Consider the following 13,997-nt stretch of genomic DNA (forward strand, 5'->3'; position numbering starts at 1 on the left):
TGACCATTTCCTTCCACCATCACTTCCGTGAGGGTGACTATGTAGTAAATATGGTTATGGACGAGATCCACAAGATGGGCATCAAGGGCATTACCATCTGCGCAAGCTCCCTTGGCAAGGCAAATGACCCGATCGTTCCGTACATCGAGGACGGCACCATCGTTGGCATCCAGTCTTCCGGTGTGCGCGGTAAGATCGGTGAGGCGATTTCCACTGGTAAATTAAGAGACATCGCGATCATGCGTTCCCACGGCGGCCGTGTAAGAGCCGTTGAGTCCGGTGAGGTTCATATCGACATCGCGTTCATCGGAGCACCGACCTGTGATGAGTACGGCAACATGAGAGCAAATGGCGGAAAGAGCGACTGCGGCGTATTATCCTATGCCATGGTAGACGCCCAGTACGCAGACAGAGTCGTAGCAATCACTGACTGCCTCGTACCGTTCCCGAACATCCCGGCAAGCATCTCCATGACCCAGGTGGATTTCGTCTGTGTCGTAGATGAGATCGGAAATCCGGCCAAGATTGCAACCGGCGCAGCAAAACCGACCACCGATGTCCGTAAGATCATGATGGCAGATTACTGCACCCAGTTCGTTATCAACACCCCGTACTTCAAGGATGGCTTCTCCTATCAGACCGGTGTCGGCGGTGCGTCCATCGCATCCACCATCTCTCTCGGAAAGATCATGGAGGAGCGCGGCATTAAGATGGGACTTGGCCTCGGTGGTATCACTACTCCGATGTGCAACCTGCTTGCGAAGGGTCTCATCGACAAGATCGTAGATACCCAGGATTTCGATATGGGTGCCATTGAGTCCATCAAGACCAATCCGAACCACATCGAGATCTCCGCATCCGAGTATGCAGATCCGTTCAACAAGGGTGCTTACGTCAACAAGCTTGACTTCGTGATCCTGGCATCCCTTGAGGTTGATGTAAACTTCAACTGTAATGTAGTCGTAGGTTCCGACGGCATGATCACCGGAGCCCAGGGCGGACATCCGGATACCGCAGCAGGAGCAAAGTGCACCATCGTCATTGCTCCGCTTCTGCAGGGAAGAATCCCGGCTATCTGTACCAATGTAACCACCGTAACCACTCCGGGTGAGACCGTAGATGTTGTCATCACCGATTACGGCATTGCGATCAACCCGCGCAGACAGGATCTGATCGAGTGTATGAAGGACGTTAAGCTTCCGTTCTGCACCATCGAGGAGCTGCGTGACAAGGCATATGCCATCGTAGGTGAGCCGGATCCGGTACAGTTTGGTGACCGCGTGGTTGGTATCATCGAGAGCCGTGACGGCACGGTGTTGGATGTTGTCCGTGAGATCAAGGACTACGAGTTCAAAGACTGATTATCAAATCAGGTATGGATTGTTATGATATGAACCCGGCGCCGGGAATCGCCGGGTTGATATAAAAGGGGAGACCCAATACACTTACATATGGAGGTATTTCAAATGGCTGAAAACAAAGGTTTTAGTCTGAAGACATTCGGTATGCCGTGGTGGCTTGCCGGAGCAATCGCTGTGATCGTAATCGCAGCAGCAGCAACCGGAGCTCTTTCTGCAGATCTTGCAGGATGCTTCGCATTAATGTTATCCATCGGTTTGATCTGTAATGAGGTTGGTGAGCGTATTCCGTTCTGGAACAGCTATATCGGCGGCGGTCTGGTAATGACCTTCCTGGTATCTGCATTCCTGTTCACCTACAACCTGATTCCGCAGAAGTATGCAGACGGCATGATCATGATCATGGATGATGCAGATTTCCTTTCCTTCTTCATTATCTTCCTGATCACCGGTTCCATCCTGGCACTGGACAGAAAGCTTCTGATCCGTTCCTTCGCAGGTTACATTCCGGCTATCTTCGGCGGTCTGTTCGGCGCAGCCATCTTAGGAATCGCAGCAGGTCTTGTATTTGGTATAAGCCCGGTTGATATTGTTCTGAAATATGTATGCCCGATTATGGGTGGTGGTAACGGCGCAGGTGCTGTTCCCTTAAGCCAGATTTATGAGACTGTAACAGGTGACGCAGCGGCAAACTATTATTCCTTTGCAATTACCATTCTGACCATTGCAAACATCTTCGCAATCCTCACCGCAGCAGTCTTAAAGAAGATTGGTGAGAAAAAGACCAGCTGGACGGGTGATGGCACCCAGCTGATCCGTAACGGCGGCGATTTCGCTACCGAGGATAAGGCCGTTAAAGTTAGCATGAAAGACCTTGGCGGCGCATTCTTCCTGGCAATCGGCTTCTACGCACTGGGCAGACTGTTTGCAAAGACCATCCTTCCGACCATCTTTGGTACCGCAATTCATCAGTTTGCTTACATGATTATCTTCGTTGCAGCAGTAGCAGCAGCTGGTATTGTTCCGGATAATGTTCGCGCAGCAGCAAAGAAACTGCAGTCCTTCTTCACCGCAAACCTGATCCTGATCATCATGGTAGGTGTAGGTGTAGATACCAACATCATCGAGCTGGCTAAGGCTATCACGCTTGGTAATGTAGTGATTGCTCTGGCTATCGTAATCGGTGCTATCATTGGTTCCGCCCTGGTTGGTTACCTGGTAGGCTTCTTCCCGATCGATTCCGCTATCACGGCAGGCCTTTGCATGGCTAACCGTGGTGGTTCCGGTGACCTGGCAGTACTTGGTGCCTGCGACAGAATGGGTCTGATCGCATACGCACAGTTATCTTCCCGTCTCGGCGGCGGTATCGTACTGATCATTGCAAGTATCCTGTTTGGCGCATTCCTGAAATAAGCGGCCCCATACAAAGGATAAAATAGAATATTGTATTCAGAGAGAGCAGGACTTTGGTTCTGCTCTTTCTGCTGTCTGATACGAAATGGTGTATGTTCCTGCATTGCCCTCGATTCTACCATTCCTGGCGAATTTTGCGGTAAAAAAATCTGGTTCTTTTCCTTTTCCATGGATATAGTGAAGTTACAAATACAGAAGAAAAGGAAGGAGCTTTTATTTTTGTTCAGCAAAGTATACAGTGGAGGACTGCGCGGCATTGACGGCTACGTAGTTCAGGTGGAGGCAGATGTCAGTGACGGCCTGCCTGGTTTTTATATGGTCGGTTCCCTGGCCTCCGAGGTAAGGGAGGCAGAGGAGCGGGTTCGCACAGCTATGCGGAATGCAGGATTTCATTTGTCTGCGAGGAAAATTACGGTAAATCTTTCGCCGGCCAATGTAAGAAAGGAGGGAACAGCCTGTGACCTTCCTGTGGCGATAGCGGTTCTGGCAGCATACGGTATTGTGATGCCTTCTGGTTTAAAGCAGACCGGCTTTCTCGGCGAACTTGGGCTGGACGGAAAAATCAAGCCTGTAAGAGGTGTTTTGTCCATGGTGCTTGCCATGGCGGAAAAGGGGCTGGAGCGTTGTTTTCTTCCAGAGGAAAATGTGGAAGAGGGAGTAGCCGCAGACTGTATGGAGATTGTAAAGATCCGAAACCTGCAGGAAGTTGTGGAGTTTTTAAATGAGCCGGATAGGATATGCTTTGAACGCGCATCGGACTTATCAGGCATACAGGCGGCTTACGGGGTGGATTTTTGTGAGGTGAATGGCCAGAAGCTTATGCGGCGTGCAACGGAGGTTGCGGTGGCAGGAGGCCATAATCTTCTTTATATTGGTCCTCCGGGAAGCGGAAAAAGCATGATGGCGAGGCGGATTCCTACGATCATGCCGGAACTGTCCCGGGAGGAACAGCTGGAGGTCTCTAAGGTGTACAGCATCTGCGGTATGCTGCCGGAGGGGCATGCACTGGTCGGAACAAGACCTTACCGGGCACCGCATCATACCATTAGTGCCCAGGCATTGACCGGCGGAGGCATATGGCCGAAGCCTGGAGAAATCTCGCTTGCGTCGAGAGGTGTCTTATTCCTGGATGAGCTGCCGGAGTTTGAGAAGAAGACCCTGGAAATATTACGCCAGCCTCTTGAGGAACATAGCGTTACTGTGGTACGGGTGAATGGAAGATTCACCTTTCCGGCGCATTTTATGCTGACAGCCGCTTTGAATCCGTGTCCCTGCGGTTACTATCCGGACCGGTCCAGGTGTAGCTGTACCAAACAGCAGGTACGCCGGTATCTGGGGCGCATTTCCAGACCACTGCTGGACCGGATTGATATCTGTGTGGAGGCGGCACCAGTCACCTACCGGGATATCCGGATAAACCAGAAAAACGAGTCCTCGGCAGCCATTCGTGCGCGAATTGAGCAGGCCCGTGCCATTCAGCGTGAGCGCTATGCGGGCAGCGGCATTTACACAAACAGTGAGATGGGAATCCGTGAAATCCGCCGTTTCTGCGGTCTGCAGGAGGAAGAAGAATGCTTCCTGCAGCAGATATTTGCCAGGCTGGGACTGAGCGCCAGAGGCTGTCACAAGATCTTGAAGGTGGCGCGAACGCTGGCAGATCTGGAGGGCAAGGAGCGGATTGAACGGACGCATCTGCAGGAGGCGGCCGGGTACCGGGACCTGCAGGAACGGTACTGGGGAAAGGAGGAAACGGATGGCGGTCAGGCATGAACAGAAAGCTGTGGAAGAGGGCCCATCGGCATCGGAAGCTGCAGCATTGGAGCAGGAGCGCCGAATGCTGTATTGTCTGAGTCAGGTTCCATCGCTTGGGGCGGTGTCCATTCAGGAACTGGGAGAGTTTTTCGGTGGATTTTCAAACCTATTTAATATAGAAGAAACAGCACTCAGAGAAAGCGGGATTTTGCGAGAAGGACAAATTCAGGCACTTTGTGGTGCAAAAAAGAATCTGACGAAGCATCTGGAGGATTATGAAAGACTGGCAGAGCGGGGAATCTGGTTCGTGACTCCGCTGGATAAAGAATATCCGGAGCGCCTCCGCCATATTCATGGATATCCGATGGGACTTTATGTGCGCGGGAAGCTTCCGGATCCGCACCTTCCGGCAGCAGCTGTCGTTGGGGCCCGCGGCTGTTCCGAATATGGGATCCAGCTTGCGGAAACCTTTGCGGAGCTTCTGGCGAAGGAGCAGGTGCAGATTATCAGCGGACTGGCGCTCGGAATTGACGGAGCAGCCCACCGCGGGGCATTAAGGGCCGGAGCAGATACCTACGGGGTTCTTGGCTGCGGTGTGAATATCTGTTATCCTTCGGCACATTATAAGCTGTACGGACAGATGCTCACCCGGGGTGGTATTATTTCTGAGTTCCCTCTGGATACGGGACCGCTTAAAATGAACTTCCCCATGCGCAATCGGATTATCAGCGGACTTTCCGATGCCATTCTGGTGGTAGAAGCCAAAGAAAAGAGTGGTTCCCTGATCACGGCCGAGCTGGGCCTGGATCAGGGAAAAGAGATTTTTGCCGTACCCGGGCGGATAACTGACCATCTGAGCGGGGGCTGCAACCGGTTAATCCAGCAGGGTGCCCATATGGCAATTTCACCAAATGATATCCTGGAATATCTTGGTGTAAAGTGCGGGAAAAGGTTAATTATTCATGAAAAAAATGTAAATGCACTTGCAAAGCCGGAAAAAATGGTGTATGCTTGCCTAGATTTCAAGGCGAAACATCTGGAAAAAATTTCAGACCAGTGCGGCATGAGCATCAGCGAATGTATGGGGATTTTGCTGGAGCTGGAGCTGCAGGGCTATGTGTTTCGTACAGCGAATCACTATTATGGAAAAAAGATCTGAAAGCTGCGAACAGGGCTTTCTGAGATCCGGTATTTAGGAGTAGTTATGGCAAATAATTTAGTGATTGTGGAGTCACCGGCTAAGGTTAAGACCATCAAGAAATTTCTTGGTTCGACTTATGAAGTGGATGCTTCCAACGGACATGTAAGAGATTTACCAAAGAGCAGCCTCGGATTTGATGCGGAGCATGATTATGAACCGAAGTATATTACAATCCGCGGAAAAGGAGATATCCTGGCAAAGCTTCGCAAAGAAGTGAAAAAAGCAGATAAGATCTATCTTGCAACGGACCCGGATCGTGAGGGAGAGGCTATTTCCTGGCATCTTATGAAAGCTCTGAAGCTGGATGAGGCGAAGGATAAAAAGGTTTACCGGATCAGCTTTAATGAGATTACGAAAAATGCGGTAAAGGCTTCCTTGAAGGCTCCGCGTGCTATCGATATGAACCTGGTGGATGCACAGCAGACCCGGCGTATGCTGGACCGTATGGTGGGTTACCGCATCAGCCCGCTGCTCTGGGCCAAGGTAAAGCGGGGCTTGAGCGCAGGACGTGTACAGTCCGTGGCACTTCGCATGATCTGTGACCGGGAAGAGGAGATTGAAGCATTTATTCCGGAGGAATACTGGAATCTGGAGGCGGATTTCTCCCAGAAGGGCAGCAAAAAGACCTTAAACGCGAAATTTTACGGTACCCGGGATGAAAAGATTGCCATTCATAAAAAAGAAGAGCTGGATCAGATCCTGGCTGCTCTGGAGGGCAAGGATTATGTAGTGGAAGATGTAAAGTACGGAGAACGCAGCAAGAAACCGCCGATTCCGTTTACCACCAGTACCCTGCAGCAGGAGGCTTCCAAGGTATTGAACTTTTCCACCCAGAAGACCATGCGTATCGCCCAGCAGCTTTATGAGGGCGTAGATGTCAAAGGGCATGGCACCATCGGTCTGATCACTTACCTGCGTACGGATTCTACCCGAATTGCGGACGAGGCCGATGCGGCAGCACGCGCATATGTGGAGCATACCTTTGGTACGGATTACGTGTTAAAGCAGGAACAGGCCAAGCACTCTGCAGGCAAGATCCAGGATGCGCATGAGGCCATCCGTCCGACTGATATCACCCTGACACCAACCATGGTGAAGGATTCCCTGCAGCGCGACCAGTTCCGTTTATACCAGCTTATCTGGAAACGGTTCACGGCAAGCCGTATGCAGCCGGCTGTCTACATGACCACTTCCGTGAAGGTGGCAGCAGGCAATTATCTCTTTACCCTGGCAGCGTCCAAACTGTCCTTCGATGGATTTATGTCTGTCTATGTGCAGGAGGATGACAAGGAGGCAGGAAACGCACTCCTTGGTAAGCTGGAGACCGGAGATGTGCTTCCTCTTTCTGAATTAAAGCAGAGCCAGCATTTTACCCAGCCGCCGGCTCATTACACAGAGGCATCCCTGGTCAAGGCCATGGAGGAGCAGGGTATTGGACGTCCGAGTACCTATGCGCCGACGATCACCACCATTCTGGCCAGACGTTACGTTACCAAAGAAAATAAGAACCTGTACATGACAGAGTTGGGCGAGGCAGTCAACGGCATTATGAAAAAGTGCTTCCCGAGTATCGTGGACTTAAGCTTTACCGCAAACATGGAGCTTCTTTTAGACAAGGTGGCAGACGGAACTGTAAAATGGAAAACGATCATCGAGAACTTCTATCCGGATTTGGATGAGGCGGTAGCCACTGCGGAGAAGACTCTGGAGTCTGTGAAAATCGCCGATGAAGTTTCTGGTGTGATCTGCGATGTCTGCGGACGCAACATGGTAGTCAAGTATGGCCCCCATGGCAAATTCCTTGCCTGCCCTGGATTCCCGGACTGCAAGAATACCAAGCCATATCTGGAAAAGACCGGAGTGGCCTGTCCGAAGTGCGGCAAGGATATTGTGATCAAAAAGACGAAAAAGGGCAGACGTTATTACGGCTGTGAGAATAATCCGGAATGTGATTTCATGTCCTGGCAGAAACCGTCCGCTGAGAAATGCCCGAAGTGCGGCAGCTATATGGTAGAGAAGGGCAGCAAGCTTCTCTGTTCCAATGAGCAGTGCGGTTACACTCAAAATATCAAAGAAAAACAGTCCAATGATTAAATAAATTGAAAATTTCAAAAAACTCTTGTTATTCGTTCAAAATCGTGCTAATATTTAGATATTAGAGAAGGTTATGAAAACGAATATCAATTAATTGAGGAGGTTTTTTGAAATGAGTGTACAGCTTCTTGATAAGACCAGAAAAATCAATAAGTTACTGCATAACAACAATTCCCATAAAGTGGTATTCAACGACATCTGTAAAGTTCTGAGCGAGATCCTGTTATCCAATATTTTGGTAATCAGTAAGAAGGGAAAGGTTCTTGGCGTAGGTCTTTGCCCTGGTGTGGATGAGATTGAGGAATTGATTGAGGATCAGGTAGGTGGTTTCGTGGACCGTATGCTGAATGAACGTCTGCTCAGCATCCTTTCCACAAAAGAAAACGTCAACCTTGCAACCCTCGGTTTTGCAGATGAAAACGTAAAGAAATATCAGGCGATCATCACCCCAATCGACATAGCAGGTGAGCGTCTTGGTACCTTGTTCATCTACAAGTGTGATGAGCAGTACGACATTGACGATATCATTTTAAGTGAGTACGGCACAACCGTAGTTGGTCTGGAAATGATGCGTTCCGTAAACGAAGAGAACGCGGAAGAAACCAGAAAAGTGCAGATTGTAAAATCAGCCATCAGTACCTTATCCTTCTCCGAACTGGAAGCTATTACCCACATCTTTGAGGAACTGGACGGCAACGAGGGTATTCTGGTAGCCAGCAAGATTGCAGACCGTGTTGGCATCACCCGGTCGGTCATCGTAAATGCACTGCGTAAGTTCGAGAGCGCAGGGGTTATTGAGTCAAGATCCTCCGGTATGAAGGGAACCTACATCAAGGTATTGAATGATGTGGTTTTTGATGAACTGAAAAACATCAAGGCATCCAAATAAAAAATCAAAACAATATAGAAAAGAAGAAGCAGGTGCGGAATCTGTTTCTTCTTTTTTCTGTTTTTTCTGTTTTGTGAAAAAAGACCTTGTCAAACCCTGGCAGTTATGGTATGCTAGGAAAGCTGACAAAAAACACGTCTGCTGATTCTGATGGTGGTGCCTTGTGGTCCCGGAGGAAGTACGAGACGCAGACGGAAGTAAAAAACCAAATGGAGGAAACAAACATGAGCGTTATTTCTATGAAGCAGCTGTTAGAAGCTGGTGTTCATTTCGGACATCAGACCAGAAGATGGAACCCGAAAATGGCTCCGTACATCTACACCGAGCGTAACGGTATCTACATCATCGACTTACAGAAATCTGTAGGTAAGGTAGACGAGGCTTACAACGCAGTATCTGATATCGCTGCAAACGGCGGCACCATCCTTTTCGTTGGTACCAAGAAGCAGGCACAGGATGCAATCAAGACTGAGGCTGAGCGTTGCGGTATGTTCTATGTAAACGAGAGATGGTTAGGTGGTATGCTGACCAACTTCAAAACCATTCAGAGCCGTATCGCAAGACTGAAAGCAATCGAGACCATGGCTGAGGACGGTACTTTCGATGTACTGCCGAAGAAGGAAGTTATCGAGATCAAGAAAGAATGGGAGAAGCTGGAGAAGAACCTTGGCGGTATCAAAGAAATGAAGAAACTGCCGGATGCTATCTTCATCGTAGATCCGAAGAAGGAGAGAATCTGCGTACAGGAGGCTCATACTCTGGGTATTCCGTTAATCGGTATCGCTGATACCAACTGTGATCCGGAAGAGCTTGACTATGTAATCCCGGGTAACGACGATGCAATCAGAGCCGTTAAATTAATCGTGGCTAAGATGGCAGATGCAGTAATCGAGGCAAACCAGGGTGAGGCTCAGGCTGACTTTGCTGAGGCAGAGGAGACCACCGAGGCTTAATCGAGAAATAAGGTGCTTCGACCTGCAGCTTATGCGGCAGGTTGGAGCATTTTTGTTTGTAAAAGAAAATAAAAACAAAATATAAAATGGAGGGAATTAACAATGGCAGTTACCGCAGCAATGGTAAAAGAGTTAAGAGAAATGACCGGTGCAGGTATGATGGATTGCAAGAAGGCTCTTGCAGCTACCGACGGTGATATGGACAAGGCAGTAGAGTTCTTAAGAGAGAAAGGACTTGCCGGCGCAGAGAAGAAGGCTGGCCGTATCGCAGCTGAGGGTATCGTAGCAACCGCTCTGACCGAGGACGAGAAGAAGGCAGTTGTTGTTGAGGTTAACGCTGAGACCGACTTCGTTGCAAAGAACGCTAAGTTCCAGGCTTACGTTGCACAGGTTGCAGCACAGGCTCTGACCACCACCGCAGCAGACATGGACGCTTTCATGGAAGAGAAGTGGGCAGCAGACGAGAGCCTGACTGTAAAAGAGGCTCTGTCTTCTCAGATCTCCATCATCGGTGAGAACATGAACATCCGTCGTTTCAAGCAGGTTGTAGAAGAGAACGGTGTTGTTGTTTCCTACATCCACGCTGGCGGCAGAATCGGTGTTCTGGTTGACGTTGAGACCAGCATTGTAAACGATGCTGTAAAAGAGATGGGCAAGAACATCGCTATGCAGATCGCAGCTCTGAATCCGAAATACACCAGCCGTGACGAGGTTAGCGCTGACTTCATCGAGCACGAGAAGAGCATCCTGATGGCTCAGATCCAGAACGATCCGAAGGAAGCTTCCAAACCGGAGAAGGTGATCCAGGGCATGATCCAGGGCCGTATCAACAAAGAGCTGAAAGAGATCTGCCTGTTAGACCAGACCTACGTAAAGGCAGAGGACGGAAAGCAGTCCGTAGCTCAGTACGTAGCTCAGGTCGCAAAAGAGACCGGTGCAAGCATCACTGTTAAGGGCTTCGTTCGTTTTGAGACCGGTGAGGGCCTTGAGAAGAAAGAAGAGAACTTTGCAGAGGAAGTTGCAAAGCAGATGGGTAACTAATGCGAATTTCGCATTTTCTTAACCTTTAAAATTGACAGCTTAGTAGAACTTGATAAGAAATGTTATAAGTCCGGGAATCCAGCATTTATGCGGGTTCCCGGGCTTTTTCTTTGTGAATTTCGCTGTGATAGATAGTATAGAATAGATGTCATAACTTAGTACGGAATCTTGCTCCAAACTGGAAATTATAAAATTACAGTCTAAAACAGGGCACATCTTTTACTGCAATACTTTATTCGTGAATTTCCAAGGGAAGATTGTCAGGATCATAAAAGAATGTCATTTTTTTGCCTGTGTAAATATCGAGTCTGATCGGCTCAGTTATGATGCCCCTTTTATTTAATTCTCTTACGGTATTATCGACCGAGTCTACAGCAAAGGCAAGATGCCGAAGACCGTAAGCCTCTGGATAACTGGGGCGTTTCGGACAATTTTTAATGATGAAAAGTTCTAATTCCATATCATCGAGTTGAAGGTCAATTTTGTAATCATCACGTTCTGGTCTGTAATTTTCTCGAACGATAGAAAAACCTAACAAATCCACATAAAAGTGCTTTGATTGCTCATAGTTGCTCCCAATAATGGCAATGTGATGAACCTTTTTTAAATTCATGGTGTGTTTACCTCTCTCCAACTTTCTGATTTGTTTCTCCCCAAATTATACCACAAAAACAATTTACTGGAAAGATGACGGAAAAGATGACATTACAACATTGTACAATGTTTCGGCAATGTCTGGCGTAATATGATGGCGGGTGAGATGATTAACGCCCGGAACGGGCAGCGACAGCAGAGCATCTGGTGAATATGGAATAAGGAGCCGAGGCAGATTGAAATTCCAACCTCGGCCTTTGTGATTTTTACAGATTAATATCAAAAGAGAGCGCCATAGTTTCTGTTTGTCCATCACATATACTATTAATCTGAAAATGAATCGTCAGCTTCTGACCGGTATAAGCGTTCGATATATCAACCGCCTCAAAACTTTCGCCGTTGATCATTTTTCCGGCTGCACTCGAAAATGCGTAGAAATCACCAATGAGGGATTTTACTTCCTCCTTGGGTTTTAGATGGTAATCAGTGCAATGGAGTTTAGAAAGAGTTGCCTGTTTTGTCATTCTCGCCTTTTGCCCTTCCAGAATGAAATCATTCCCAGATTGAGAAGAAAATTCAAAGGTAGCGTCTGTAGTGTTTTGGTTCAGCAATGAATATGCTACTTCCAGGCTGTATCCTTCTGGCTTGTATTCTCTATGAAGCGTTATGCTGTTTACAGTCAGCTGTATGCCATTAATTGTAAACATAGCATCATCAAAATAATATGTTTCATCTTCTATTAATTTGGAAGTGGTACTGTTATCTGTTTCTTCGTTTGCAGATTCAGTTTCAGGTAAAGATTCTGGAGCTGATGTATTTTCCTCATTTTTCATATCAGCAGATTCTGATAACGCTTCTGTCTGGTCATTTATGGTATCTATGGTCTTATTAGTATCGGTTTTGCTGGCATCTACCTTTTCCATAGCAAGTTTAAAATCTGGGCTGGTGGCGCTGTAGAACACTCCGAATGCAATGAATGAGACGATTACCAAAACTACCCAGAATATAATGTGCGGTCCGATATGATTACTCTTCACCAAAGGAATATTCTTTTTAGCATGGAAGACATCCAATTTAATGAGAAGACCAATCAGCCAAATCAAAAATAATGATGCGCCGCTCATTTTGTATAAGAATAGATCTATCCCAGAAGCATCAATACCAGACTTCATGAATAGTGATGTCAGCAAACACAATGCCAGTATTACAACAGCAATCCATAAAAAGACTTTCTTGCGCTTTTTCAATATGACAAGCCCCCTATCCCTGTAAATTCTTTCTTATGCTTTCATTCTATCATAAAATACAGGGCGTTGCACAAATACCATATAAAAACCGCATATTGCCTAAATTTCCCATCTTGACATCTGTAAGGTAAAAGCTTAGAATAAAACAGAACGGATGTTCGGCTGTGAGGAGCGGATATGAAGAGGGTCATTTTTCATGTAGATGTAAATTCAGCTTTTTTATCGTGGGAAGCCTGCTATCGGATTCATCATCTGGGCGGAAAACAGGATTTGAGAAAGATGGTAAGTGCTGTGGGCGGAGATCAGGAAAAACGGCACGGTATTATCCTTGCAAAATCCATCCCAGCAAAGAAATTTCACATCCAGACTGGAGAAACGGTTGTTTCTGCAAAAGAAAAATGTCCAGATTTAACATTGGTACCGCCAAATTATGATCTCTATAATAAATCCTCAAAAGCCCTCATAAAACTGCTCTCTGAATACACAGACAAGATTGAACAGTACAGCATTGATGAAGCGTTTCTGGACATGACCGGTTGCTGTGATGATTCGGAACGAACAGCTCATGAAATCAAGGACAGAGTGCACGCACAACTGGGTTTTACTGTTAACATCGGAGTTTCGGAGAATAAACTTTTGGCAAAGATGGCTTCTGATTTCATGAAACCAGATCGAGTTCATACACTTTGGAAATCAGAAATCCAAACGAAGATGTGGCCTCTTCCTGTGAGTGAATTGTTTTATGTTGGACATGCGTCGCTTAATAAACTTCGGAAGTTGGGAATCCATACAATAGGTGAATTAGCTGCAACAGATCCTGGCATTTTACAAGCTCACATGAAATCGCAAGGTCTGCTTATATGGCAGTATGCCAACGGAATAGATGAAACCGCAGTGATTGCTACACCACCGCCTGCCAAGGGCTATGGGAATTCCCTCACGACCCCGCAGGACATTACAGAGCCAGGCATCGCAAAGCAGTATCTCTTATCCCTCTCCGAAACCATTGCCGCCCGGCTGAGAGCAGACAGCGTAAAGATTTGCGTTGTTTCTATCAGTCTCCGAGACTGGGATTTGCGTTTTTATGGTCATCAGATTACACTCTCTGTGCCAACAGATCTTACCATGGAAATTTACCATGCCGCCTGTCAGTGCCTATCAGAACTATGGGACGGCACTCCTCTGCGGCACCTCGGAATCCACACCAGCAGCGTCACAACAGACCAATATCGTCAGATGCAGCTATTCGATACCGTGGACTATGAAAAAGCAAAAAGAATGGAAAAAACGGTGGATCGGATTAGGAAAAAGTATGGGATGGATAGCATAAAGAGGGCATGCTTTTTGCCGTCAGCAGGAAATATGGAAGTGGATCATATGGCTGGCGGTATCAGTAGAGAGAAACGAACGGTTGATTATACGAAGGAACGGATATTATAATAAAAGGAGGCAGTT

At 47.6% G+C, this 13,997-nt stretch carries 11 protein-coding genes; 9 read left to right on the plus strand and 2 right to left on the minus strand.

From position 1 onward, the window contains the following. From citF to tsf, 8 genes are all read left to right on the plus strand, one after another. On the plus strand, positions 1-1,361 hold a 1,361-nt coding region (citF, locus tag DWY84_RS02585), incomplete at its 5' end, for a citrate lyase subunit alpha (RefSeq protein WP_118530604.1). A 105-nt stretch (positions 1,362-1,466) separates the two neighbouring features. Further along, positions 1,467-2,771 carry a 2-hydroxycarboxylate transporter family protein gene (locus DWY84_RS02590; protein ID WP_118530606.1) on the plus strand — a complete coding sequence of 435 codons (1,305 nt, stop codon included), beginning with the start codon at positions 1,467-1,469 and terminating at the stop codon, positions 2,769-2,771. Between the two features lie 219 nt (positions 2,772-2,990). After that, the gene (locus DWY84_RS02595) at positions 2,991-4,541 is read left to right on the plus strand and encodes a YifB family Mg chelatase-like AAA ATPase (RefSeq protein ID WP_118530608.1); all 1,551 of its coding nucleotides are present in this window, start codon (positions 2,991-2,993) and stop codon (positions 4,539-4,541) included. Continuing rightward, complete coding sequence (gene dprA, locus DWY84_RS02600; RefSeq protein ID WP_118530610.1) at positions 4,525-5,682, plus strand: DNA-processing protein DprA; 1,158 nt, start codon at positions 4,525-4,527, stop codon at positions 5,680-5,682. Before DWY84_RS02595 ends, dprA begins: the two co-directional genes overlap by 17 nt. A 45-nt stretch (positions 5,683-5,727) precedes the next feature. Next, positions 5,728-7,818 (plus strand): type I DNA topoisomerase, encoded by a 2,091-nt coding sequence (gene topA / locus DWY84_RS02605; protein WP_118530612.1) that lies wholly within the window; start codon positions 5,728-5,730, stop codon positions 7,816-7,818. A gap of 112 nt (positions 7,819-7,930) precedes the next feature. Next, positions 7,931-8,707: a GTP-sensing pleiotropic transcriptional regulator CodY gene (codY, locus tag DWY84_RS02610; protein ID WP_118530614.1), complete on the plus strand. Its 777-nt coding sequence runs from the start codon at positions 7,931-7,933 to the stop codon at positions 8,705-8,707. 224 nt (positions 8,708-8,931) lie between these two features. Continuing rightward, positions 8,932-9,660 carry a 30S ribosomal protein S2 gene (rpsB, locus tag DWY84_RS02615; RefSeq protein ID WP_147522587.1) on the plus strand — a complete coding sequence of 243 codons (729 nt, stop codon included), beginning with the start codon at positions 8,932-8,934 and terminating at the stop codon, positions 9,658-9,660. A 102-nt stretch (positions 9,661-9,762) separates the two neighbouring features. After that, the gene (gene tsf / locus DWY84_RS02620) at positions 9,763-10,701 is read left to right on the plus strand and encodes a translation elongation factor Ts (RefSeq protein WP_118530618.1); all 939 of its coding nucleotides are present in this window, start codon (positions 9,763-9,765) and stop codon (positions 10,699-10,701) included. A 232-nt stretch (positions 10,702-10,933) separates the two neighbouring features. Here tsf and DWY84_RS02625 read toward each other — a convergent pair whose 3' ends face one another. Together DWY84_RS02625 and DWY84_RS02630 are read right to left on the minus strand one after the other, a co-directional pair. Further along, entirely contained in the window at positions 10,934-11,314 is a 381-nt protein-coding gene (locus tag DWY84_RS02625; protein ID WP_118530620.1) for a VOC family protein, read from the minus strand. A gap of 247 nt (positions 11,315-11,561) precedes the next feature. Next, on the minus strand, positions 11,562-12,542 hold the full coding sequence (locus DWY84_RS02630) for a hypothetical protein (RefSeq protein WP_118530622.1): 981 nt from the start codon (positions 12,540-12,542) through the stop codon (positions 11,562-11,564). Between the two features lie 177 nt (positions 12,543-12,719). Here DWY84_RS02630 and DWY84_RS02635 point away from each other — a divergent pair, with 177 nt between their 5' ends. Then, complete coding sequence (locus DWY84_RS02635; protein ID WP_118530624.1) at positions 12,720-13,982, plus strand: DNA polymerase IV; 1,263 nt, start codon at positions 12,720-12,722, stop codon at positions 13,980-13,982. The last annotated feature ends 15 nt before the right edge of the window (positions 13,983-13,997 follow it).

Source organism: Clostridium sp. AF27-2AA, from assembly GCF_003478505.1.
Classification (GTDB): domain Bacteria; phylum Bacillota; class Clostridia; order Lachnospirales; family Lachnospiraceae; genus Brotaphodocola.

Bases quoted from the DNA above. Each gene is read 5' to 3' on its own strand.
- tsf (WP_118530618.1), top strand. From the start codon at position 9,763: ATGGCAGTTACCGCAGCAATGGTAAAAGAGTTAAGAGAAATGACCGGT.
- DWY84_RS02590 (WP_118530606.1), top strand. From the start codon at position 1,467: ATGGCTGAAAACAAAGGTTTTAGTCTGAAGACATTCGGTATGCCGTGG.
- topA (WP_118530612.1), top strand. From the start codon at position 5,728: ATGGCAAATAATTTAGTGATTGTGGAGTCACCGGCTAAGGTTAAGACC.
- rpsB (WP_147522587.1), top strand. From the start codon at position 8,932: ATGAGCGTTATTTCTATGAAGCAGCTGTTAGAAGCTGGTGTTCATTTC.
- DWY84_RS02635 (WP_118530624.1), top strand. From the start codon at position 12,720: ATGAAGAGGGTCATTTTTCATGTAGATGTAAATTCAGCTTTTTTATCG.
- codY (WP_118530614.1), top strand. From the start codon at position 7,931: ATGAGTGTACAGCTTCTTGATAAGACCAGAAAAATCAATAAGTTACTG.
- dprA (WP_118530610.1), top strand. From the start codon at position 4,525: ATGGCGGTCAGGCATGAACAGAAAGCTGTGGAAGAGGGCCCATCGGCA.
- DWY84_RS02625 (WP_118530620.1), bottom strand. From the start codon at position 11,314: ATGAATTTAAAAAAGGTTCATCACATTGCCATTATTGGGAGCAACTAT.